The sequence below is a fragment of the Paenibacillus sp. FSL H7-0331 genome (assembly GCF_001956045.1).
On the sequence record NZ_MRTH01000004.1, the window covers coordinates 164,716 to 189,071 of the forward strand.

24 protein-coding genes are annotated in these 24,356 nt (G+C 45.0%); 21 read left to right on the forward strand and 3 right to left on the reverse strand.

Going from position 1 to position 24,356, the window contains the following annotated elements:
• Positions 1 to 76 precede the first annotated feature (76 nt).
• The 9 genes from BK127_RS07580 (at position 77) to BK127_RS07620 (ending at position 9,536) form a co-directional block, all read left to right on the forward strand.
• On the forward strand, positions 77 to 1,381 hold the full coding sequence (locus BK127_RS07580; RefSeq protein ID WP_076229419.1) for an ABC transporter substrate-binding protein: 1,305 nt from the start codon (positions 77 to 79) through the stop codon (positions 1,379 to 1,381).
• A 231-nt stretch (positions 1,382 to 1,612) separates the two neighbouring features.
• Positions 1,613 to 2,452 carry a carbohydrate ABC transporter permease gene (locus tag BK127_RS07585; RefSeq protein WP_083689182.1) on the forward strand — a complete coding sequence of 280 codons (840 nt, stop codon included), beginning with the start codon at positions 1,613 to 1,615 and terminating at the stop codon, positions 2,450 to 2,452.
• The gene (locus BK127_RS07590) at positions 2,449 to 3,264 is read left to right on the forward strand and encodes a carbohydrate ABC transporter permease (RefSeq protein ID WP_076229421.1); all 816 of its coding nucleotides are present in this window, start codon (positions 2,449 to 2,451) and stop codon (positions 3,262 to 3,264) included. Before BK127_RS07585 ends, BK127_RS07590 begins: the two co-directional genes overlap by 4 nt.
• 50 nt (positions 3,265 to 3,314) lie before the next feature.
• Positions 3,315 to 4,307, forward strand: coding sequence for a 4-hydroxythreonine-4-phosphate dehydrogenase PdxA (locus BK127_RS07595; RefSeq protein ID WP_076229422.1), 993 nt, complete (start codon positions 3,315 to 3,317; stop codon positions 4,305 to 4,307).
• 29 nt (positions 4,308 to 4,336) lie between these two features.
• Entirely contained in the window at positions 4,337 to 5,635 is a 1,299-nt protein-coding gene (gene melA / locus BK127_RS07600) for an alpha-glucosidase/alpha-galactosidase (protein ID WP_076229423.1), read from the forward strand.
• A gap of 276 nt (positions 5,636 to 5,911) precedes the next feature.
• Entirely contained in the window at positions 5,912 to 6,745 is an 834-nt protein-coding gene (locus BK127_RS07605) for an electron transfer flavoprotein subunit beta/FixA family protein (protein WP_076229424.1), read from the forward strand.
• Between the two features lie 11 nt (positions 6,746 to 6,756).
• A complete protein-coding gene (locus BK127_RS07610; RefSeq protein WP_083689146.1) occupies positions 6,757 to 7,884 on the forward strand; it encodes an electron transfer flavoprotein subunit alpha/FixB family protein in 1,128 nt (375 codons plus the stop codon).
• Positions 7,885 to 7,944: 60 nt separating this feature from the next.
• Positions 7,945 to 9,255: an FAD-dependent oxidoreductase gene (locus BK127_RS07615; RefSeq protein WP_076229425.1), complete on the forward strand. Its 1,311-nt coding sequence runs from the start codon at positions 7,945 to 7,947 to the stop codon at positions 9,253 to 9,255.
• The gene (locus BK127_RS07620; RefSeq protein WP_076229426.1) at positions 9,252 to 9,536 is read left to right on the forward strand and encodes a ferredoxin family protein; all 285 of its coding nucleotides are present in this window, start codon (positions 9,252 to 9,254) and stop codon (positions 9,534 to 9,536) included. Before BK127_RS07615 ends, BK127_RS07620 begins: the two co-directional genes overlap by 4 nt.
• A 92-nt stretch (positions 9,537 to 9,628) precedes the next feature.
• On the opposite strand, the gene BK127_RS07625 is transcribed toward BK127_RS07620, so the two are convergent.
• Positions 9,629 to 10,591 (reverse strand): polysaccharide deacetylase family protein, encoded by a 963-nt coding sequence (locus tag BK127_RS07625; protein WP_076229427.1) that lies wholly within the window; start codon positions 10,589 to 10,591, stop codon positions 9,629 to 9,631.
• Between the two features lie 306 nt (positions 10,592 to 10,897).
• Between BK127_RS07625 and BK127_RS07630 the strand changes: the two genes are divergently transcribed.
• The 11 genes from BK127_RS07630 (at position 10,898) to BK127_RS07680 (ending at position 21,377) form a co-directional block, all read left to right on the forward strand.
• The gene (locus BK127_RS07630) at positions 10,898 to 11,524 is read left to right on the forward strand and encodes a C40 family peptidase (protein ID WP_076229428.1); all 627 of its coding nucleotides are present in this window, start codon (positions 10,898 to 10,900) and stop codon (positions 11,522 to 11,524) included.
• Between the two features lie 49 nt (positions 11,525 to 11,573).
• Positions 11,574 to 12,743 carry a LacI family DNA-binding transcriptional regulator gene (locus BK127_RS07635; RefSeq protein WP_256711218.1) on the forward strand — a complete coding sequence of 390 codons (1,170 nt, stop codon included), beginning with the start codon at positions 11,574 to 11,576 and terminating at the stop codon, positions 12,741 to 12,743.
• 202 nt (positions 12,744 to 12,945) lie between these two features.
• Positions 12,946 to 13,647, forward strand: a complete 702-nt coding sequence (locus BK127_RS07640) for an SDR family NAD(P)-dependent oxidoreductase (protein WP_076229429.1) — start codon at positions 12,946 to 12,948, stop codon at positions 13,645 to 13,647.
• 123 nt (positions 13,648 to 13,770) lie between these two features.
• Complete coding sequence (locus BK127_RS07645) at positions 13,771 to 15,036, forward strand: ABC transporter substrate-binding protein (protein ID WP_076229430.1); 1,266 nt, start codon at positions 13,771 to 13,773, stop codon at positions 15,034 to 15,036.
• Positions 15,037 to 15,108: 72 nt separating this feature from the next.
• Positions 15,109 to 15,993, forward strand: coding sequence for a carbohydrate ABC transporter permease (locus tag BK127_RS07650; RefSeq protein WP_218639003.1), 885 nt, complete (start codon positions 15,109 to 15,111; stop codon positions 15,991 to 15,993).
• A gap of 2 nt (positions 15,994 to 15,995) precedes the next feature.
• Entirely contained in the window at positions 15,996 to 16,835 is an 840-nt protein-coding gene (locus BK127_RS07655) for a carbohydrate ABC transporter permease (RefSeq protein WP_076229431.1), read from the forward strand.
• Positions 16,836 to 16,973: 138 nt separating this feature from the next.
• Complete coding sequence (locus BK127_RS07660; protein ID WP_076229432.1) at positions 16,974 to 17,384, forward strand: VOC family protein; 411 nt, start codon at positions 16,974 to 16,976, stop codon at positions 17,382 to 17,384.
• An 18-nt stretch (positions 17,385 to 17,402) separates the two neighbouring features.
• Positions 17,403 to 17,912: a VOC family protein gene (locus tag BK127_RS07665; RefSeq protein ID WP_076229433.1), complete on the forward strand. Its 510-nt coding sequence runs from the start codon at positions 17,403 to 17,405 to the stop codon at positions 17,910 to 17,912.
• 278 nt (positions 17,913 to 18,190) lie between these two features.
• On the forward strand, positions 18,191 to 19,552 hold the full coding sequence (locus tag BK127_RS07670; RefSeq protein WP_076229434.1) for an ABC transporter substrate-binding protein: 1,362 nt from the start codon (positions 18,191 to 18,193) through the stop codon (positions 19,550 to 19,552).
• Positions 19,553 to 19,618: 66 nt separating this feature from the next.
• Positions 19,619 to 20,497: a carbohydrate ABC transporter permease gene (locus BK127_RS07675; protein ID WP_076229435.1), complete on the forward strand. Its 879-nt coding sequence runs from the start codon at positions 19,619 to 19,621 to the stop codon at positions 20,495 to 20,497.
• 52 nt (positions 20,498 to 20,549) lie between these two features.
• Positions 20,550 to 21,377 (forward strand): carbohydrate ABC transporter permease, encoded by an 828-nt coding sequence (locus tag BK127_RS07680; protein WP_076229436.1) that lies wholly within the window; start codon positions 20,550 to 20,552, stop codon positions 21,375 to 21,377.
• On the opposite strand, the gene BK127_RS07685 is transcribed toward BK127_RS07680, so the two are convergent.
• Together BK127_RS07685 and BK127_RS07690 are read right to left on the reverse strand one after the other, a co-directional pair.
• Positions 21,374 to 22,201 carry an AraC family transcriptional regulator gene (locus BK127_RS07685; RefSeq protein WP_076229437.1) on the reverse strand — a complete coding sequence of 276 codons (828 nt, stop codon included), beginning with the start codon at positions 22,199 to 22,201 and terminating at the stop codon, positions 21,374 to 21,376. The two genes, BK127_RS07680 and BK127_RS07685, sit on opposite strands and share 4 nt — an antisense overlap.
• Positions 22,202 to 22,239: 38 nt before the next feature.
• On the reverse strand, positions 22,240 to 22,998 hold the full coding sequence (locus BK127_RS07690; protein ID WP_076229438.1) for a phytanoyl-CoA dioxygenase family protein: 759 nt from the start codon (positions 22,996 to 22,998) through the stop codon (positions 22,240 to 22,242).
• Positions 22,999 to 23,352: 354 nt separating this feature from the next.
• Here BK127_RS07690 and BK127_RS07695 point away from each other — a divergent pair, with 354 nt between their 5' ends.
• Positions 23,353 to 24,306 carry an ABC transporter permease gene (locus BK127_RS07695; protein ID WP_076229634.1) on the forward strand — a complete coding sequence of 318 codons (954 nt, stop codon included), beginning with the start codon at positions 23,353 to 23,355 and terminating at the stop codon, positions 24,304 to 24,306.
• Positions 24,307 to 24,356 lie beyond the last annotated feature (50 nt).

Below are 24,356 nucleotides of genomic sequence, written 5' to 3' on the forward strand. Positions count from 1 at the left end.
TAGCGTATATGTAAACCCTTACAACTGTGATAGGATTTTTGTGTGAAGGAAATAATAAATTTAAAGAGGTGGGCACATGTTGAAAAAATGGAAATTATCTTTGGCGTTAACCCTGGTATCCGCAGTAGCTATAAGCGGTTGTTCCCAGCGTCCTGAATCAGCTTCGCCAGCACCAGCACCTACGAGTGGAAAGGAAAGCAGTAATAGCAATAGTATGGCCAAAAAAACATTATCTATGATGAGCAATGTTGCTGATCAGCCGGTACAAGAGGTGTATCGCCAAATTCTTAATGATTTCTCCAAGGAGAACCCGGATATCGCTGTGAATATTCAGTTCCCGGGCTCGGCTTATGAAAATAACATGAAGGTAAAGATGGCGGCTAATGATCTTCCAGATGTATTTGATACGCATGGCTGGGCGCAAGTCCGCTACGGAGAATACCTGGCCGATCTGAAAGATGAGCCGTGGGCCAAGCAATTGACCGATACGATCAAAAATGTCGTAACCGACAAAGCTGGCAAGGTATACGTCCTACCGCTTAGTGAAGCCAAGGACGGCATTATGTATAACGTCGAAATGCTCAAAAAATATAATTTGGAGCCGCCTAAAACCCTGGATGAATTAATAGCTGCAGCTGAGAAAATTAAAAAAGAGAGTGGCGGAAAGACGACACCGTTTTTCTTATCAGGTATCGATGAAAGTACCATTGGCACCTACTTTGACTATTTTGCCAACTCCTTATTGATCAGTCCAGAGAGTAATTCGGCAGCAGACTTGTTGAAAAACACCTTCGATTGGAACAAGTGGAACGTGCTTCCGGAAAAATTGCTGGATATTAAAAATCGTGGACTGATTAACGAAGATTTCTTGACAGCGAAACGGAGCGAGATTCCGGCTGCATTTGCTGCAGAGAAGGTAGCCTTTGTATTACTGGCTCCATCCTTCGTCGATGCGGTTAATAAAATAAAGCCGGACATGAAAGTCGGATTGATGCCAATTCCATCGATGTCGACGAATGACAAACCGAATTTTTCTGGTGGAGAACGGGCTACAATGGGGATATGGAAAGACTCCAAGAATATGGCTGACTCCAAGAAGCTGCTCCAGTTCTTTGCTAAACCAGCCAATATGACCAAAATTGCCAATGTAACGAAGCTGCAGCCCGGCTTGAAGGGTATTGAGTCGAAGCATGACCTGACCGAGTATTATGAAAGATATGCCGATATTCGAGTGTTCCCTTATTTTGACCGCGTTTACTTGCCTAATGGAATGTGGAGCGTTATGTCCAAATCAGGAACTGAGCTGCTTGCGGGACGAATTACACCAAAAGAATACACAGCGAATATGAAGCAGGAAGTCGAACGTTTACGCAAAAACTAACTATGCTCAGCTCGTATCACGCCTTTTGATTCTATATCCTGCATGGGCGATTGCGGTCTAGCATGAGGGTCAACGGGCGTGGTGCGAGAATATTAAGGCTGTTTCACATTCGTGTCTTATTTTAATGAAGGAGGATTAAACGTGGAGACCGTGTATCGTAAAACAGGTGAGAGAGGAACTACTAAAAGTCGTTTACGTCGCTGGATAAATTCCCCATCCTCAATAAACCTGATGTACTTACCTGCGCTTCTGCTGTTTGTGTTATTCATTTATTATCCATTTTTTCAAGGGATTATGATCTCTTTCACGAATTGGGACGGTTACTCGCAGCTGTACAAGTATATCGGTTTGGATAACTATAAAAGAATGCTTTCGGATCATCGAATCGGTACCGTAATTGTCAATACGCTGATTTATGGAATTGGCAGTACGGTTTTACAAAATGCCATTGGGTTAGCCTATGCGCTCTTGCTCAACTACCATATCCGTGGAAAGACCCTTATTCGTACGATTGTCTATCTTCCCGTTATCGTCAGTCCTCTGGTTATGGGTTATATATGGTATTTCTTCTTTCAGTTTAACGGCGGGGCACTTAACGATATCATTCTATTGTTTCGCGATAAGCCGATCAATTTACTTGCTGACACCCAACTTAACGTATGGATCATTACACTGGTGAACACCTATCAATTCCTGGGTGTTGCGATGATTATTTTCCTGGCCGGCCTTCAGTCCATTTCCAAGGATTATTATGAGGCGGCGGAGATGGATGGCGCTTCGGGGTTATCTAAATTCCGCAATATTACGCTCCCACTTCTTGCACCTGCCATTACGATTAATATTGTACTTAACCTGATCGGCGGCTTGAAGCTGTTTGATGTTATAACCGCTTTAACTAATGGGGGACCCGGCTATGCATCCGCTTCATTATCCACGATGATTTATCAATTATATTTTGCTCATCAGGACGCTGGCTACGCAGCCGCATTAGGTAATTTTATGTTTCTGCTTATATCTGTCATTGGTTTGACCTCTTTGTATTTATTACGTAAAAAGGAGGTTTCCTCATGAAGCGTGCAGGCGTTCTGTATACCCTCATAGGTGCGTTAATAGGTCTCATGCATATCGTTCCTTTTTATGTGCTCATTACTACCTCATTTAAAGATACCTTGGACACCAGCTCCAAATGGATCATGCCGGGTTATGCATATTGGGATAATTTTATTCATGCGTGGGAGATTGCAGGTTTGGACAGAGCTTTTGTCAACACAGCGATCATTACGTTATTATCCATTGCACTGATCTTGATTCTCGGTTCATCAGCGGCATTTCCACTTGCCCGTAATCAAAGCAAGCTCAATAAATGGATGTACGGATTTTTTGTAAGTGCGCTTATCGTGCCACCGCTTACGATCCTCGTTCCTTTGTATAAAATGTTTGTTGAAATCGGGGCCATGAATACGTATATAGGAATCGTGATTCTCCATGTTACCTTTCATCTATCGATGGCTATCTTTTTGTTCACAGGCTTCATTAGTACGATTCCAAAAGAGCTGGACGAAGCTGCTATGATTGATGGCGCTTCTAGGATTGGACTGTTTTTTCGGATTTTATTGCCGGTACTTATGCCAATTACGGCTACTGTTATCATCATGAATGGCGTTTCGATCTGGAATGACTATCAATTCTCTGTATTTTTCTTGCAGAAATTAGAATACAGAACGATCACTGTGGCTTTATCGACATTTTTCGGTGAGAACAATTCCAACATCGGTTGGGTAGCTGCTGGTTCCTTATTAGCTGCAATTCCCAGCATTTCAGTCTACCTGTTTTTGCAAAGATATTTCATCTCAGGCATGACCTCGGGGGCTATCAAAGGATAATAAACATAGAATTAGAGGATACAACATTCATAGAGAAGAGGAATGGCAGCATGAAGAAGAAACCGGTAATGGGCTTAACCTTGGGAGATGCAACAGGAATCGGATCGGAGTTAGTTGCAAAAACGCTCCAATCTGCAGAAATTCGTCAATTGGCGACATGGGTTGTAGTAGGTGATGAACGTGTTTTTCAGCAAGGCCAATCCGTAGCAGGATTATCAGTCCCTTATGTAAAAATCGCTAACATCGAAGAAATCGATAGCGAGGACAAGGTTTATTTCATTGATTTACACAATCTGTCTCCGGATACTTATTCTCTGGGCCAATTATCGGAAGATTCCGGCCAAGCAACCGGTGAGACGTTAACGTACGTATTGAAGCTTGCACAGCAAAAAAAGCTGGATGGTGTTGTTTATGCGCCGATCAATAAAGAAGCTTTGCATCGAGGTGGATTTCATTTTCAGGATGAGCTGCATTTTTTTGCATCACTTCTGGATTGCAAGGAAGGCTTTAGTGAAATTAACGTGATGGGCGACCTTTGGTTTACGCGAATAACTTCCCATGTGCCGTTAAAACAAGTCAGCAGCCTTGTAACAAAAGAACGCGTTGCCCGTATTATCCGTTTTGCTCAGGATACTTTAACCAGCGTAGGCTTCGATAATCCCAAGATTGTCGTAGCCGCCCTTAATCCGCATGCCGGCGATGGAGGTCTGTTAGGCACTGAAGAAATCGACGAAATTCGACCTGCCATTGTGAGCGCTCAGGAGCAAGGGATTAACGTAGAAGGCCCTTATCCGGCGGATACTATCTTTTTACGGTTAAAAACCAAACCTTTTGATTGTCTGGTTAGTATGTATCATGATCAGGCACAGACCGGTATGAAGCTGTTGGGCTTTAATAAAGGCATTACGGTCAGCGGAGGACTTCCCGTTGTCATCACCACGCCTGCACACGGTACGGCATTTGATATTGCAGGGCAAGGGATCTCTGACCCTGGCGCTACAGAGCAGGCGATGAAGCTCGCTGTAAGATTAGCAGGATTCTAATAAAATCATACAATTGGGAGGCAAGGTTTATGTCAAAGATTACTTTTCTAGGTGCTGGCAGCTCGGTATTTGCCAAAAATGTGTTGGGTGACTGCATGATGACCCCAGCTCTGCAAGGCTTTGAATTAGCATTGTTCGATATCAATGAAGAACGTCTCAAAGATTCTGAAAATATGTTAAATAATTTAAAGCTGACACTTGGAAGCACCTGCACGGTACGAGCGTACACCAACCGCAAAGATGCGCTTCGTGGGGCCAAATATGTAGTTAATGCGATACAGGTGGGCGGTTATGATCCGTGTACGATTACAGATTTTGAAATACCAAAGAAATACGGCTTGCGCCAAACGATCGGTGACACCTTGGGAATTGGAGGCATCTTTCGTAATCTCCGCACGATTCCGGTCATGCTCGATTTTGCCAAGGATATGAATGAAGTGTGCCCGAATGCCCTGTTCCTGAACTATACGAACCCGATGGCTGTACTGACGAATGCCATGATCACCTATGGTGGTGTACAGACAGTCGGCTTGTGCCACAGTGTTCAACGGTGCATACCGTACTTATTTAAGGACTTGGACATCGATACCGAAGGCGTTCATACTAAGATAGCCGGTATTAATCATATGGCCTGGTTGCTGGAAGTCACCAAAGACGGAGTGGATTTGTATCCAGAAATCAAGCGTCGTGCCCGTGAGAAACAACAAGAGCAGCACGAAGACATGGTACGTTATGAAATGATGTTCCGCTTTGGCTATTACGTGACCGAATCCTCTGAGCATAATGCCGAATACCACCCGTACTTTATTAAGAAAAATTATCCTGAATTGATTGAGCGTTTCAATATTCCATTGGATGAGTATCCACGCCGTTGTGAACGCCAAATCAAGAGATGGGCAACCATGCGCGATGAACTGGTCAATAACAAAAATCTCAGACATACCCGTTCTCATGAATATGCATCCTTTATGTTTGAGGCGATGGAGACCAACAATCCGTTCAAAATCGGCGGTAATGTGATGAATACCGGATTAATTACGAATCTGCCTAAGGAAACCATAGTCGAAGTACCATGCCTGGTTGATGCAAGCGGTGTGACGCCAACGTATGTAGGGGATCTGCCTCCGCAGCTGGCTGCATTGAATCGCACGAATATCAATACGCAGTTATTAACCCTGGAAGCAGCTGCCACCGGGAAAAAAGAGCATATTTATCACGCAGCGCTGCTTGACCCTCATACGGCAGCCGAGCTTTCTATCGATGATATCGTAGCTATGTGCGATGATCTTATTGAAGCTCATGGCGATTGGCTGCCGAAGTTTGTGTAAGAAGAGACTTATTAAATAGACAATAGCTTTATGAAATGCAGGTCCGCGTATATCGCGGGCCTTTTCGTTATTATTAATTATCATAATATTCAGATAATTTTAAAAGAGTGGGGTTAAATTTAGTATCATTCATACGCCATGTCTGCATAAACTGTAAAAGAGTACTAGTTATTGCAATCGGTTTCATTCGGTTGAGTAAGTGAGATGTTTCACAAATGGAGAAAGGTTTGACGACTCATTGGCCTAGAAGCCGACCCATGTTAGGAGGATCGCCGTATGCTGCATATTGTTGTCTGTATCAAGCAGGTTCCCGACAGCCGAGAGATTCGAATTGACCCGAAGAACAATACTTTAATACGCCAAGGGGTACCGAGTATTGTTAATTTTTATGATTTGCATGGCTTGGAGGAAGCACTGCGGATTAAGGATGAGTTGGGTGCAAGGGTAACTGTTGTCACTATGGGGCCTCCCCCTGCGGAAAAAAGCTTGAAGCAGTGCATCTCGTTGGGTGCGGATGAGGCCGTGTTGGTAACGGATCGAGGATTTGCAGGTGCGGATACACTCGCTACCTCTTACGTGATAGCCAAGACACTTCAAAAGGTAGCGGAAACATGGGGTGCCATAGATTTGGTATTTTGTGGAAAACAGACACTGGATGGGGATACCGGACAGGTCGGGCCGGGCGTAGCCTGCAGACTTGACTTGGAGCAGCTGACCTATGTCAGTAAGGTGGTGGAGGTCGATACGGAAAGGCGCAGACTGACAGCGCACCGCTTACTTGAGGATGGCATTGAAGTGGTACAGACCAGCATGCCGGTGCTGATTACGGCCTTGAAGGAATTGAATAAGGTACGCAGAGCCGCTATGCCAGGGATGATTCGGGCCGCCAGGTACAAGCCGGTGGTATGGACGACGGCCGATTTTCCGGATTTGGAACGATCGATGATTGGATTGAAAGGCTCGCCAACGATAGTGTCCAAAACCTGGGTACCCGAGGTCAAAGCCGTCAACTCGAAAATGATCACAGGCGATTCACCGGAGGCAACTGCCGTACAGCTGCTTGACCAGCTGTGGGAGCGGGACTTACCAAGCCGATTAGGCTGGACTTAGGAGGCGACAACATGTCCAATGAACCAAAAAAGGACACACAGGATGCGGGGGCTATGCCAGATTGGTCGGCGTATCGTGGGGTATTAATTGTCATTGAGCAAAGGGATGGGGAAGCCAAGAAGGTGTCCTGGCAGCTACTGGGTGAAGGTAAGAAGCTTGCAGCCAAGCTGGAGGTTCCCTTACTGGCTCTAGTCATCGGCAATGGAGTTGAGCCTCTTGCGAAGGAGGCTGCTTATTATGGTGCTGACAAGGTTTATGTGTGTGAAGCGCCTGAGCTTGGTGTATATCGGACACGGCCTTACAGCCGTATCTGCCTGAAGCTGATCGATCAGGTGAAGCCTGAGATTGTGCTGTTCGGCGCGACGGGAACAGGACGGGACTTGGCTGGAGCGATCGCGACACACCTGCCGACAGGGCTTACCGCGGATACAACGGAGCTGGACGTGGAGCCACACCCCTCGCGGCTGCTGCTGGCCAGCCGACCGGCCTTTTCCGAGAAGATGATGGCAACGATTTTATGCAAGCAGTATCGCCCGCAGATGGCGACGGCGCGTGCCGGCGTATTCCAGGCATTGCCACGGGATGAGACACGTGAATCTGAGATCATCAGGATCGAGAGCTTGATGCCTGAAGAGGAAATTGCTGCGCAAGTAATCGACTTTATACGGGATACAGGTAATCTGAATCTGGAGGAAGCCGATATCATCGTATCTGGAGGTCGCGGTTTGGGAGGGCCTGAGCCTTTTGCGATGCTCAAGGAATTGGCCGATGCATTGGGCGGGGTCGTTGGCGCTTCTCGTGCAGCTGTAGATGCCGGGTGGATCAAGCATGAGCACCAAGTCGGACAGACAGGCTCAACCGTCCGGCCGAAGCTGTATTTTGCCATCGGCATCTCGGGCGCTGTTCAGCATACAGTAGGTATGGGCAATTCGGACATCGTTATCGCGATCAACAGGGATGAGAAAGCCACGATTTTTCAGTTTGCCCATTATGGGATTGTGGGAGATTTGTTCAAGATCGTGCCAGCGATAACGGAAGAAGTCAAAAAACGTAAAAGCCTGTTCGGCGTTCAACTACCGAATACAGAAGCAGCATCACAAGAGCTTTCGCGGCAGCAGAATCTGGAACAATCTGTATAGAAGCCATCATTTTTCGTCGTCATGCAGGAGTGGAACTATTATTGTGAGGAGCGGATTGCTTTGAACGAAAAATTTGATGCTATCATTGTTGGGGGTGGACCAGCAGGTGCCGCCGCCGCATTAACGATGTCCCGGGCCGGCTTGTCTGTTGTATTGCTTGAGCGTGGTGAATTTCCCGGTGCCAAAAATCTGTTTGGTGGTGTATTATATCGTAAGCAAATCGAGGAACTCGTCCCGGAGTTTTGGAAGGAACGTAATTTCCCGATGGAGCGGTATATTGTAGAACAGCGAATCTGGATGATGGGCAAGGAATCGATGGTAACCTTTGGACATCGGAATGAAAAATATTCGGAGCCCTATAATTGTTTTACCGGCTTGCGAGTCAAATTCGACCAGTGGTTTGCGGACAAAGCGGTTGCTGCGGGGGCTCTGCCCGTCTATGAAACAGTTGCACTGGATGTCATTCGCGAGGGCGACCGGGTAGTGGGAGTTAAGACCGATCGGGATGACGGCAATTTGTATGCGGATGTCGTAGTCATAGCGGATGGTGTAAATTCGCTGCTCGGTAAGGCGATGGGCATTCACAAGGAATGGAAGCCCGATGAGGTTTCTCTGGCGGTTAAAGAAATCATCTCCTTGCCCAAGGAAAAGATCGAGGATCGCTTCGGTCTTGAAGGAGACGAAGGCGTCACCATTGAATTTATGGGTGAAACCTCGCTTGGCATGGCGGGGATGGGATTCTTGTACACGAACAAGGAAACCATTTCGTTAGGCGTTGGGGTCATGGTCAATCATCTGCGGGACAAAAAGGTTAAGCCTTATGCCATCCTGGATGCCGTGAAGCAGCATCCGATGATCCGCAAATTAATTCAGGGCGGGGAAACCAAGGAGTATTCGGGTCACCTGATCCCCGAAGGAGGCTTTCATTCGATACCTCCACTTTCTGGAAATGGCTGGTGTGTATGTGGAGACGCGGCTCAACTTGTCAACTTTGTAAATCGGGAAGGCACGAATCTGGCGATGACTTCGGGTCGCCTGGCAGGCGAGGCTATTATTGAAGCTAAAGGCAGAGGTGATTTCTCGGCAGCTTCGTTGAACGCTTATGACCAGAAAATCCGCAGCTCTTTTGTACACAAGGATTTGAAAAAGTACAAAGGCATGCACCAATTTCTCAAAGAACAAAATCCCGAGCTGTTATTCGATAAGCTGCCCCGGGCATTAAATGAAGCGGCATATAATATGTTTTTAGTTGACGGCATCCCTAAAGCGGATAAACAGAAAATGGCTGTTAATTTAATTAAAGATGCAGCCGGCGGCACCATGAATCTGATGAAATTAGGCTATAAAGGTTGGAGGGCGATGAACGGATGAGCTGTAATGTTTCTGAAAAGCTATTTACGATCCGTTATAAATGCGATACGGAGTCCCATTTGGTCATTAAAGAAACGGAAACCTGTTTGAGCTGCAAGACCAAGGACTGTAATTATTTTTGTCCGTCTGACGTCTATGAGTGGGAGAAAAAGCTAAAGATTACGACAGTAGCCTTTGAGAACTGTATTGAATGCGGCACCTGTCGGATTGCTTGTCCATCCGATAATATCGCTTGGGTATATCCAAAAGGCGGCTATGGCATTACCTATAAGTACGGGTGAAACCGGAGCGGCTGAATCCATTGCATACGAAACGAGCCTCGCAGTCTTTCAGCAGGCTCGTTTTTATTGTATCTGTATGCATAACCAGATGATTATTGGTATGCTTGCACATTTAGCAAGGTTTCGAGATCAACGATATCGTAATTTCGTTTTTGCAGCTCTTCAATCATAATCGGCACGGCCTTGGCGGTTTCGTTTGTTCTTGAAGTGGAATGCATGAGAATAATGTCGCCATTTCGAATATTATCGATGACATTATGAACAATATTATCACTTTCTCGCTGAGACCAATCCAATGTATCTATCGACCATAGAACGATCTTATGACCTGTTTCGGTTGCAGCGGCGACTACTTTCTCATCGGTATCCCCATACGGGGAACGCATCAGAGCAGGCTTCTTGCCGATTATATCCTCAATGATTTTGTCAGTTTGATTGAGATCCGCTTGAATTTGATGATTGGTTTTTTGGGTTAAATTGTCATGCTTGTAGCTGTGGTTTAACACCAGGTTTCCATTATCGAATGCATGGCGCACAACCCCCGGGTAGATTTTGGCCATTTCGCCTACAAAAAAGAAGCTTCCTTTAACCCCATATTTCTTCAATGAATCGATAATAGCAGGCGTATTGACGTTATCAGGACCATCATCAAAGGTCAGAGCGACCCTATTTCGGTCAGGCCCATTGATGTAGACGCTGTCACGATGTTTCCGGGCAAAAGTAATTATGTTCTCACGCCACTCTGTCATGCTTTTTAAAGCTTTGGGAGTTAGCTGGTTGGACTTCCCTTTAATTTCAAGCATATACTCTGGAGGTTCAGGCTCGGGTCGAGCCGGGGCTTCTTCAGGTACGGGTAAAGCAGTTTCAGCTGCAGGTATGCTCAAGACAGCAGAAGCAATGATAGGCGCGGCCACCTCGGAAGATTTGGTTGGGAGGGAAGGTATGGAAGGAAGGGACGCGATGGAGGGTTCTGACGAATGGTAGAAACAACCACCCAACCATACCATGTTTACTAGCACCAGCAGAAAAGTAAATTTGTTATTCATAAGCTTCATAGCAAATAGACACTCCCTTTATCCGATCATACCAAACTATGTTCATATGTAAAGGCTCTCAGACTCGATTTGTAGACATTATTTAATATAGACGGACAAGCAGTCCTTAGAGTTGTATGTTCATCGAGAATAACTAATAATATCGTCAATAAATACCATTTTTAAACACAATAGGGGAGCAGCGGTCGTGGTGTGTTGGCGGCATTTTGTTGTGCATGGTTTGGTTTCCATAATTTACACATACTTTCTATTACTATATTTTGATAGACTTTGTATGTGACAGGAATAAATTTTAGGAGGAATTGCATGAAAAGGTTTGTCATTTCAACTGTACTGGCCGGGAGTCTTTTATTTGGCGGTATAGCTTCAGCTTCCGCGGCATCAACAAATCCGTACCTTGCCACAGATTCCGACACATTCTGGAGCATTTCACAGAAGTTAAATATGAATGTATCGGACCTTATCGCTGCTAATCCGCAGATCGATCCACAAAATGTGCATGCCGGTGTTTCTATCAATCTACCAGGATCGCAAGCAAAGGGCTGGGAAGCCCAAGCGGATGCTATCATTGCGACAGGGATGAAGCAGCTTGGAACCCCCTATGTGTTTGGCGGCGACACCCCGTATGTGGCATTTGATTGCTCCGGTTTTGTTCAATATGCGTTTAATCAAAACGGTTTTGACCTTCTTCATTCTTCTTCATTGCTGAGTCAAATGGGAACACCTGTAGATAAAGGTGATCTTCGTAAAGGCGATCTTGTATTTTTGCAGGGCACCTATACGAGCGGCGTTTCCCACGTTGCAATTTATCTTGGCAATAATCAGGTTCTTCAGGCGGGAACTATGGGCACCCGTGAAGTGAAAATCAGCACTTTTTTTGGTACACCTTATTATGATGAGCACTATTGGGGCGCACGCCGTCTCATCAATTGAATACGAGGGCAGGTCGAATACGATTATTCGACTGCCCTTTTTGCTGTAAATGGGCTGCACCCAAATCCGCAAATACGAAAGCGGTTCCCCATTGACAGAGATGAATCGATATGATAAGTTGAATCCAAGAATAAACGCGCGTCCACAAAAAACAGGAATGGCTGATGGCATTTTGAGAAACTTGGATATTAAAAGCAAGGAAATCGCTGAAATTGCAGGTGTGTCCAGAAGTACAGTAAGCAGAGTTATCAATAATTACCCTAATGTCCCGGCCAAAACAAGGGAAAAGGTCATGAGGGTCATCGAGCAATATAATTACTTTCCGAATATATCGGCGCAAATTCTGGCTGGCAAAAAGACCAAAACTTTAGGTTTATTTTTTATCGATCAATCTCACTTTAGCGAAGATTCTTCCGCCAATTTGTTGATTACAGGCATAATCGAGAACGCTTCCATTCTTGGATATAATGTACTGGCCTATATAATTCGGGACTTGAGTACAGCTGAGAACATAAAAAATGTCAAAGAAGTGTTTTATCAGGAGCGTATTGCCGGTGGAATATTTATTGGAGCGGAAAATCATGAGCCTATCGTTGAGGAGCTGATCGCCGGAGGGTTTATCGTAGGGATATTAGATCAGGTTCTACCCGGACGCAGTGAGCCTAACCGAATTGTATATAACCTCGATAATGAAGGGGCCGCTATGCAAGCTGTGGATTATTTGGTCCGTTTAAACCATACCAAAATCGGGATTATCAATAGTACAATGAGCAGAGCCTCCGCTAGCTTCAAGTTCAAAGGTTTTATGAATCGCATGCAGCATCACGGCTTGGAGGTTAAGAAGCATTGGATCATGCATGGTCAATACGAATCCGGCGGCTATGAGGCGATGGACAATTTGATTAGAAATTCAACCGATTTACCGACAGCGATATTTGCAGCAAATGACAGCATTGCCTTTGGTGCGATTCGTGCCGCTAATGATCATCAATTAAAGGTTCCCGACGATATTTCCATTATTGGAATCAATGATCAGAAGCTGAGCGCTTATTACAAACCTGCGTTAACTACGTTTCGTTCTAACTTTAAGGAGTTTATATCTGGGATTACTACAAGTGTGATTGAGGCTGTAGAAAATGGTGTTGCCAACGAGTCGATAAAAGTAACGCTCGATTTGGAACTGGTCGAAAGAGAATCCTGTAAAAGAGTAGAAGAGTAAGTAAACAGCTTCATTCTTTTACACCCATTTATAAACGCGCTTTCACAAGGTTTAGGTAATGAAAGGGATGAATCCTGAAAATATCCGTTTACAAAGAACATTTGCGCATCATAGAGACAGGGGACAGCACCGATAGTAATAGTTTTTCTTGTCCATAAATAAACGCGCGTCCAAATCTAAAATAAAGTGTCGGGAGCGAGCCATGAAAACTATTTTTATTACAGGAGCCAATCGGGGATTAGGGTATTGCTTGGCGGTGGAGGGACTGCATAGAGGATATGCGATTTACGCAGGCGTAAGATCAGCGGACTCCTTTGCCATGCTGGATTCGTTGCATAATCAATATCCCAATCGGGTTCATTTGATTGAAATCGATGTCGCGGATGAAGATTCAGTAAGAAAGGCAAGCAGTGAGATCCGCAAAACGACTGACTCTCTGGATGCCATCATCAATAATGCGGCCGTTATGCTGGAAAGAGAAAAAACTATCGAAGAGCTGGACTTTGATCTCGTTCGCCACAGCTTTGAAATCAACACATTCGGGCCTATGCGGGTGGTCAAACATTTGCTGCCACTCATCGGTGCAGGCACCCAACCAGTAATAATGAATATTTCCTCGGAAGCAGGCACCATTATTAATGCATTCAGTACGAACTATCCTTACAGTATGTCCAAGACTGCATTGAACATGTTCACGGAGAGGCTGCGGCATTACGTTCAGGATCAAGGAATAACCGTGTATGCCGTGCATCCGGGTTGGATGAAGACAGATATGGGTGGAGAAGAGGCACCCAGCGAACCGGCAGCTGCAGCCGAAGGAATTTATAATATCATCGAAAAAAAGATTACGGTTACAAGTAAAATAGCTTTCATTAATCATCTGGGCAAACCAATGCCGCTTTAATTAGGTGGCAAGCATGGGAAGGAGTGATTTGCATAAGGGTTGGCATCAAATAGGAGTCTATTTTTGAAAAGTACCACAGGTACTGCTTGAAAACTTATGTACCAAACTAAGGGGGAAACCACAATGTTGAATCTGAAGAAGCTAAGTGTGACGGGGGCTGCCATCGGTATGTTAGGATCGCTTCTGGCCGGATGCGGAGATAATAATGCTGCCAATGGTGTAAGCGCTGACAAGAAGGTAGAATTGACTTTCTGGGATGCAGCCTGGAATGAAGCCATTACTCCCGGTGTCATCAAAGAATTTGAAAGCAAAAATCCGAACATCAAAATCAATGCCCAGTATAACCCCGATAACGGCATGTCTGATAAATATTTGATTGCTCTCAAACAGAAAAACGGACCGGATGTCATTAATATTAACCTGGATTGGGTCACTCCGTTTGCGACGATAGGCGGACTTCAAGCGTTGGATGGTTATATTCAAACCGATAAAGTGGATTTAACCGACTTTTTTGACGGCTCGATCCAATCGGCCAAAGTGAAGGATAAAATTTATACGCTTCCCTATCGTGCCGAAACACATGGTCTTTTGTATAACAAAAAATTATTTGCAGATGCAGGCATAGATGCCGCCAAGGCACCGGAAAACTGGAAACAGGTGCTTGAGGATGCACAGAAAATAACGAAAGGAGACGTATTTGGCATTGGCCTGGTCGGGACTAATTTCGGAAATTTAACAACTCAATTATTTAACATGATCCAATCCAATGGTGGCAGTATTCTTAACGCCGACAACACCAAATCGATGCTGAATGAGCCTGCTGCCGTTGAGATGGCTAAGCTCTATGTGGAGCTGTCCACCAAACATAAGGTAACACCGAACAGCATTTTGCAAAACGATAATATCGCAAACCGCAACTTGTTCTCCAGTAGCAAAATCGGTATGTACATGTCGGGAGCTTATGATGTAGCGCCAATTAAACAAGCCAATGCGAACATTGATCTCGGAATTGGGATGGTTCCGGCCAATCAAACCCGTAAAACAATTCTTAGCGGTTGGGGTACGTCTATTACCAATTCGAGCAAAAATCCTGAGGCTGCGTGGAAATTCATTAATTTTCTGGCAACGCCTGAAATATCTACTAAGTACAGCATTACCTTCTCGGCAAGAAAATCGGCTGCCAAGGACCCCAAGTATCAGGATCCACAAACAAAAGCGTTTGTTGACGCACTCGCCTTTGCTCAGCCTTTACCGCAAATTCCAGAGTTGACCCAAATTAAACAAAGTGTATTTAATCAAATCCAGAGCTCCCTTTCCGGTAAAATCACACCAGAGGAAGCGATGAAAAATGCATCCAAAGAAATCGATGATCTGTTGGCAAAGAAATAATAGTTATCGAATTGTAACTGTTCCGCTTCGGTCGATTCATGCAGACGCGCTGGATGTTAGGAGGTAAACCATGTGCAAGCTTTGAAAAATATTCGTAGTCCGGGTCCGATGTTCGTTTTTCCTGCCATACTGATTATTGCTCTTATCATGATCTTTCCTCTGCTGTATACGATCGTATTAAGCTTTAATAAAAGTGATATCTACACGGACAGCTGGACATTCGTCGGTATTGCGCAGTATGTGGAGCTGTTTAAAAATCCGGAGTTTCTTCTATCGCTCTATGTTACGTTTTTATGGACGATTGGCAGTGTAGTCTTTCAGTTTTTAATTGGGTTTGCTGCAGCCGTTGTGATTAATCAAGATTTTATCAGATGGAAAACGGTGATTCGCATCGTGCTGATGGTCCCATGGGTGATCCCGAGCATTATTAGCGTGAATGTCTGGAAATGGTTGTACCATGCGGATTTTGGCATTATCAATTATATATTGAAATCGCTTGGTATCCTGTCTACCAGCATCAACTGGGTATCCGATGAGCATACTGCATTGTTTTCCGCAATTCTGGTCAATGTGTGGAAGATGTATCCGCTGGTCATGATTATGGTTGAGGCCGCTTTGCAATCGGTTCCAAAGGAATTGAAGAATGCAGCCAGAGTCGATGGGGCAACCGGATGGAGGGAATTCACAACGGTGACGATCCCGCATATTTCCTCCACATGTATGTCCGTCATCCTGCTGCTCACCATTTGGACGATGAATGCGTTTACCTTTGTATACGTGCTGACAGAGGGCGGCCCGGCTCATCAAACAGAAATTCTTTCCCTGTTTATTTATAAAGCAGGCTTTCAAAATTACAATTTTGGTGTTGCTGCAGCAGCCAGTACAATTTTATTTATCATTACAGCCGTTTTAAGCTTTGTGTATATGAAGCTCTTTATGAAGGGGGAGGATGGCTGATCATGAAGCGTGAACCCCGACCATTGGGAAGAGCCATCCTAAGTTACCTGTTCCTGATTGGGCTTATGATGTTCGGCTTGTTCCCGGCCATATGGATGTTTATCACATCCATCAAGCCGATGAACGAAAATTTCACGATCCCGCCACGGATTACGGTACAGCATCCTACTTTAACGAACTATCACAAGGTGTTGTTTGAAAGCGGAATTCCAAGAGCATTCCTGAACAGTATCGTGGTAACCTGCAGCGCAACCCTAATCACGTTAGTTATTGCCATTCTGGCGGGCTACGGATTCAGCAGATTCAGGTTCAGAGGGTCGAAGAAGCTTTCTTCCGGATTGCTTTATGGTCAAATGATGCCAGGTGTTGTCATTATTATGCCGATCTATATGACTTTCTCCAAAATCGGAATAATTGACTCCTATCTAGGCCTCATCATTGCCAATGTTGCCTTGACGATCCCGATGTCGGTGATCATGCTCACTTCGTTTTTCAAGACCGTACCGAGGGAGCTGGAGGAAGCAGCCAAAATCGATGGCACCACCACGATTGGCGCCTTATTTCGGATCATTCTGCCAGTCTCATCACCCGGACTTATCGCTGTGAGCGTGTATGCTTTCTTGCATATATGGGAGGAGTTCCTGTTCGCATTAAACTTATCGAATTCCGATACCGTGCGAACCCTGCCAATAGGCATCACTCATTTTAGCGGAGAATTCGTAGTGGATTGGGGGGCTATGATGGGGGCTTCCGTGTTGGTTTCGGTACCTGTGCTGATCATTTTCCTGTTGTGCAGCAAGTACTTTGTACAAGGACTTTCCGACGGCTCGGTAAAAGGCTGAGTCATCTGTTTATTATTGCTGGAGGTGAGTGCCGTATAAGTCGTCCAAGGGAATTCTTTGTTATCAAATAACAGAGCACCATCCATAGCTTTACCCTGTAATCACAAAATCAAACTCAAAAAAGCGGAGGTTATTCACATGTTTAAAGGAATCGGCCATACAGCCTACAACGTAATCGATATGGAAAAATCATTGCAATTTTATTGTGACGTGCTTGGGTTTCAAAAATGCTTCGAATTAAAAAATGACAAAAACGAGCCGTGGATCGTTTATCTAAAGGTCCTTAATTTACAATTCATCGAGCTGTTTTATAACGGCAAACAGGGCGTCGACAACGACACCAAAGTTACGAAAGGCTATAACCATCTGTGCCTGGAGGTCAACGACATTCACGAAATCGCCAACCATTTGAAGAGCAAAGGATTGACTTTGGATGTGGAACCCAAGATGGGGGCGGATTTGAACTGGCAGTGTTGGGTTAGAGACCCCGATGGAAACCGTATTGAGTTTATGCAGCTTGATCCTGAATCACCGCAAGCCAAATCCTAATCAAAGGGAGTGTCTGACTTGGAACAAATATCGAATAACCGAATCATCAAGCTGGGTGTTGTCGTGGACAATCTGGAGGAAGCGTTCCAGTATTATGTGGAATTGTTCAAGCTTGACCCGACCAAGATGAGAGCACCCAAGCCCAAACCAACCGATTCAGAGTTATCTCAGGCACCAGCAGCTGCTGCTGCACCAGAGGGCGGCAATACCCCTTTTGTATGGTACAGGGGGGAATATCGGAATGCACGATGCCGGACGGCTATTATTCCATTGGAACCGATTTATCTGGAATTGATCGAGCCTTACGATGAGCTTAGCCCATGGACGGAATTTAGAGAAAAGCACGGTCCCGGCATCCATTTTATGACATTTCATATTGATGGCTTCGACGAGCATATTGAGCTGATGGAGAGCAAGGGAATGCCTGCCTTCCATAAGCAGGAAAAAGGTAAGGAGCGTTACGCTTACTTTGATTCCGTTGCCAAATTAGGGGCAACGATCGAGTTTAAGGAAATCGATAAGAACTAACAAACGAACCAAGGCCGTTCTCCAGTCCATTGTGGCTGTGAACGGCCTTGATTCTGTTACATGTAGGGAAAGCCGTCAGGGCAGGTCGAATATTATCATTCGCCTGCTCTTTTTGTTGTACGGTAAGGAATTCAAGCTGAGGCTGTCATATATCAATTATAGATACAAAAGTGATGAAGTCCGTCCATTTTAAAATGGAAGCGAATACAATAAAATGAGGGTAGACCTATACTTCGCAGGATGGCTGCAGCTTGAGCAAACGATATGGAGGGTGAATCATGAAAAAATCAGGTTTCATTGTACTAGTGGGATTGCTCGTATTCCTGAGTGCCTGTACGCCAAATGTTGGAGCCCCGGAGGCTAACGACGTTAAACCAGCAGGTAATCAAGCAGATGCCAAGACCGACGACAAAGGCAGCAAAAAGTTGACGTTATGGGTTTTCGCTGAGGCACACAAACGTTTTTATGAAGCGGTAAAAGAAGAATTTAAGAAAAAACAGCCTAATGTTGAGGTTGACATTAATTTGATGGACGGGAATGCTCTGGTAGATAAGTATACCATCATTGCCAAATCCGGTGGAGAAGGTTCTCCCGATCTGATCGATATCGAGCAGGGGCAGTTCCCCAAATTCATTCGCGGAGATATTCCATTTGAACCGCTTGATCCTTACCTTAAACGTGACAATTTGTCAGAAGTGATGTCCAAGGGCCGCCAAGCTTTATACACGGTCAATGACAAGCAGTATGGTATTGAGCATGCTGCAACAGCTTCTGCTTTATATTACCGCAAGGATGTATTCGACCAGGCAGGTATTAACGTTGCGGAGCTGAAAACCTGGGATCAGTTTACAGAACAAGCAAAAAAGCTGGTAGGTGATAAAAAGTACATATTTCCACCGTCCCCGGCAACGAAAACGAACAGTGAGCAAACCTATTTTGAGCTGCTGATTAAGCAGGAGGGCGGCGACATTGTTACTACCAAGGGAGAGATCGGATTTAACTCGCCTGAAGGAGTCACCGCGCTTAAGCGCATGAACAACTGGGAGAAAGACGGTATCATGGATAAAAACTTTTATGATGGTCCAGCCTTCTGGGATCAATACAAAAAGGGGAATTACATTGCGGCCTTTGGCCCCGATTGGTGGGTAAACCAGCTGGCGGATAACGTTCCTGATCTGAGCGGCAAGTGGGCTGCTGTCCCGATTCCATTGGGTGGTGCCAAGTCGGTCCCTACATCCGTATGGGGTGGAACGGGACTAATGGTTTCTAAATTTGCCAAAAACAAGGATTTGGCCTGGGAGTTTATGAAAACCGCCCAATTAACGCCTGAAATGTCGGTAAAACGCTTTCAAATCGTTAATTTATTTCCGGCTCTCCTCACCTCTGTTAATGAAAAAGGACTTCATGAGCAAAGTAAATATACGAAATATTTTAATGGGCAGGATTTAGGTGAGCTGTACGGAAAGCTTGTTGCCGTAGCACCTAATCAAAATCAGGCCTGGTGGCGAGCCTTATTCACACAGGCCTGGGATAAATTCAAGTTCGATTATGCTGAAGGGAAATTGACACCAGAGCAGTTCCTGCAAAAAGTCGAGGAAGAGCTGAAGCAGCAAATCAAGAAACAGGAAGCAAGCGGCTGATAACATAAAGCTGGGAAAGGGGACCATGCTCCCCTTTTCTGCTTCTGCTTAAAGGAGGAATAACGGTTGTTTATAAAACCATCGCATTGGTTAAAGCTGGCACCGTTTTTGTTTATTAGCCCATTTTTCATACACTTTGCGGTATTCAACCTTTATCCGACTGTGTACGGCTTCTGGGTTAGCTTGTATGCCGGAGTCAGTAAGCTGACTTTTGTGGGATTCAGAAATTATGGCTTTGTCCTTCAGGACGAAAAGTTCTGGAAATCGATGTGGAATGGTCTTCAGCTAACCGGTGGCAGCGTGTTTATTATTCTTCCGATTGCACTCGGCGTAGCGCTTCTCATTAACCAACCGTTTGTCGAGAAGCGAAAGGGACTGTTTGCCACCTTTTTCTTCACACCTAATATGACGTCCGCTGTAGCGGTTGCCATTGTATTTGGCCTTATTTTCAATAAGCAGTTTGGCAGTTTGAATGTGATCCTCTCCTTTGTAGGGATGAGTTCGATAGCCTGGCTTGAAAATCCGAGATGGACGATACCAGCCCTCATCCTTCTCTCAACATGGAGATATTTGGGTATTAATATTTTGTATTTCTTGGCTGGCTTGCAAAATATCCCGAGCGAATTAATTGAGGCAGCCAAGATGGATGGGGCCAATTTATTTCAACGATTTTGGCGTATCACGCTTCCGCTTCTTCGTCCGATCCTGACATTTATTGTATTTCAAGCGATTATCGGTTCGTTCAACATGTTTGCTGAAGCTTATTTATTGGCCGGTGGAGGCTCAGGACCTGATAATTCACTGCTGTTTCCAACGATGTATTTGTATGAACAGGCATTCCGCTCGCAAAATTTCGGTTATTCTTCAGCCATTGGATATGTGTTCACCTTTATTTTGTTAGCTATAGGGATGCTTCAGTTACGAATGTTTCAGGAAAGGAAGTAAGGCAGATGCTTATGAAGCCAATTTACAACGTGAACACGAAGAGGATGATAGTATGCTGACCACCAAAATGAATCGTATAACCATATATGCCACGCTTATCATCCTGAGTTTTCTATTTAGTGTACCTTTTCTTTTCATGGTGGGAACCTCGTTCAAAACGTATGATGACATCGTCAACAGTCCACTTAATCCCATACCACTGAATCCTACACTGGATAATTTCGCTCTTCTTTTTCAGAAGCTCCCTTTCTGGACGCAGTTTTTGAATGGGGCCTTTATTGCAGTCAGTGTGGCTGTATTAGCCATGATATTTAATGCTGTGGTGGCATACGGATTTTCGCGATATGAGTTTAGAGGTAAACAGGTTCTATTCATGATCGTTATTGCCACGATATTGATTCCATCCCAGATGACGCTTGTACCGACCTTTATTATGTTTCGTAACTGGGGATGGCTGGATACCTTTTACCCTTTGATCATCCCAGGTGCTATATCGGCGATAAATATTTTTCTGATTCGGCAAATTATGAATGCAATTCCTAAGGAGCTGTACGAGAGTGCGCGTGTAGACGGAAGCTCGGAATGGGGCACCTTCGTGCGTATAGCAGTTCCACTATCGATGAGTGGGATCGGTATTGTCGGTCTACTACAGTTTATGGGGTCGTGGAATGATTATTTAAGTCCGCTCATCTTTTTGATATCAGAGAAAAAGATGACTCTGGCTGTAGGAATAACGACCATGAATAACCCTTATAAAGAGGACTATGCCACACCTATTACAGGAGCTTGCCTGATGGCCATTCCCGTGCTCATTCTGTTAAGTGTCGTGGGTCGAAAATATTTTGTCAGTGGGCTTGCTACCGGGGCTATAAAAGGTTAACCAGGTGGGATCACATGATTATAGCTTTCTCTTCGAATTTCACTTGGTGTTTTTCCAGAGTGTCGTTTGATCGTTCGGGCAAAATGGTAGGAGGTTTTGAAGCCTACCTGTTCAGCAACGGCTCCAATCTGTAGGCCTGTGCTGCGCAGCAAGTCAATTCCCTGCTTGACACGGTAGTTCCATAAATATTGGATGGGCGTCATATCTTCATCACGTCGGAATAAACGAATCAGATGCTCTGGGGTGTGTTTAGTAACCTTCGATAGGCTGCTTAGCGTCAGATCCTCAGCATATCGCTTATGAATTTCCTCCTTGGCAATCAGTACGGAAGGATGCTTTCTGTCATTGATGTTCCCTTGGCTGCATTCTGCCAAATATAATAATATCGCAGGTCGTCCCAATGTTCGGATTACTTCCTCGTCTTGCTGCACCCCATCGCTTTGCAGGGATCGTATAATGTCTGTTAGCTGATTCATCTTTTCGGATAAGGGAATGAAGAGAGGGAGGGAATCCATGAAGCTGATCGCCATCCCATCCAGAGGCTCAACTGAAACAGCGATCCAGCGATGCCAGGTTTCCCGTTTTTCCGCGAACACGAAATTTTCCATATGTCCGGGTTTAAGAAGCACCACATGTCCAGGGGGCACCTGATGTTTGACTTTGTCGATTTCCACGGTCATGGCGCCTGAATGCAGCAGCACGAGCTGCAAATCCTGCTGAATACGTGGACCATACGCCCCACCGGGACCGTAAACTACACTGCCTCCGTATGTTTTAATAACAGTAAAGGACGGAGTCGCTTCCGTCCCTGATTGTTCGATCATCCCGATCCCTGCCCTCGTAAAAGCGTATTTACCTCCTATTATACAAGAGATATTTTACGTTTTAAATCCTCTCTTTCAATCTTGGAATCATGCCGGATATAGTGGCACACGTAAGAACGCCTCCAACGATTCGAGCGATTGCGGGTAGAAGAGTGGATAAGCAAACTGTCAAAAATAAGGATATCCCCCTGATCCATGATGATCGGAATTTCTTTACTTAAATCAACGTCCTCAACCTCGTCAGTCCACGCCTCGTGCTCCTGCAAATTTTTGACAGCTCCATGGGAGAGAACCCCCAGCTTATGTGATCCTGGTATGACCCATAGACATCCATTTTCTTCATTGACCTGTTCCATCGCGATCCACGTTGCTGTCAAAGTATTCGGCTCATTGCGAATATAATAATAATCCTGATGTGCCGCTTGCCCGGGGGAGTTCGGTTCCTTATAAAAATACATACTTTGAACGCCTGTGGCCTCGTCTCCGAGCAGCTGCGCCAGTGACCCGCGAACGATGGGCAGCTTCATCATCTGAAGTGAAAATCCATCATGGAGGTGTGGGTTAAATAACCGAACGGAGAAGCGGTCTTTATCATCGATGAACTCTTTGCCCTTTTTGGGCTTGGCCCAATCCGGCATCTCATCAGATGAGCGGATAGCATGTATATGAGCATTGAAGGTGTGGATCAAATCGTCGGAGCAGCCCCCTTTGATGATAATAAATCCATCCTCCTTGTATTGTGCAATTTGCTCTTCGGTAAGTGGAGTGGTCCTTTCGAATTGAACTTGAACAGTCATAAGTAATGCCCTCCTTTAAAGTTCAAAACCGAATCGCCTCTCCTGAAAGGGCTGCGATTTCCGTTTTGTTATACTCCAAGTGTAAGGTACAGGGGGATAAAACAAAATGCTTGCAACTAATATTTTGTATCTGTAATTGATATTTGTAAAAAAGATAATTGCGCAGAGTGCTCAATTTAACAGCTTTATCTCCAGTCTCTGCGTGATTTCAAAAAAAGACTATAGCCGGAAATTTTTCAGAGGCATAGTAATAATTTGTTATTATTGCACGTTCGGCAAGCTCTATCCTAAAGTAAGGGCATAAGCTAATCGATTCACACCAAAGAACACTTTAAGGAGGAAGGCTTCATGGATATGCAAGCGACAAAATCAATCTCGCAATCGCTTTCCAAAAGTAAAAGCAAAGCCTCGCTGTGGGCCGAACTGAAAAGAGATAAGTACTTATATCTGCTGGTTCTGCCAGGCGTACTGTATTTTCTTGTTTTCAAATACTACCCCATGTGGGGGATCATCATCGCCTTTCAGGATTATTCCCCTTATATGGGAATATTCAAAAGCGCTTGGGTCGGTGTCGAGCATTTCATCCGCTTTTTCACGAACCCAAGCTTCTACTTGCTCTTTCGCAACACGATGATGATAAGTCTCCTGAGTCTGGTCTTCTTCTTTCCCTTGCCCATTGTGCTATCCCTTTGCATGAACGAAGTGAGCAACAAATATTTTAAGCGGGTGATTCAGTCTGTGGTGTACCTGCCGCACTTTCTCTCCTGGGTCATCATTGCGGGGATTACGTTCCTGCTCTTATCGCAGACGAACGGCATTATCAATCTGATGCTGGAATACATGGGGCTTCCAAAAATTGCTTTCTTGACCAGTGAGAACTTGTTCTGGGGACTATTGACCGGACAAAATATATGGAAGGATACCGGCTGGGGGACGATCATTTTTCTCGCAGCGATCACAGGCATCGATTCGCAGCTGTATGAAGCAGCCAAGATCGACGGGGCCAACCGGATTCGGCAAATGTGGCATGTGACCCTGCCGGGCATTCGCAACGTCATTATAATTTTGTTGATTCTCCGCTTAGGTCATATTATGGATGTTGGCTTTGAGCAGGTGTTCCTGATGGCCAATGGAGCGGTAGCGAATGTCGCCGATGTTTTTGAAACCTATGTGTACCGTAACGGTATTCAGCAGGGTCAATTCAGCTATACCACAGCTGTTGGACTATTCAAATCGGTAATTGGCTTGACGCTTGTTGTTTGTGCCAACTGGCTCGCCAAGCGGTTTGGAGAAGAAGGTGTATATTGAAACATTGGAGCGTGTTCAAAAAGAGTATGTTCAAAATGTTGATCGCTATG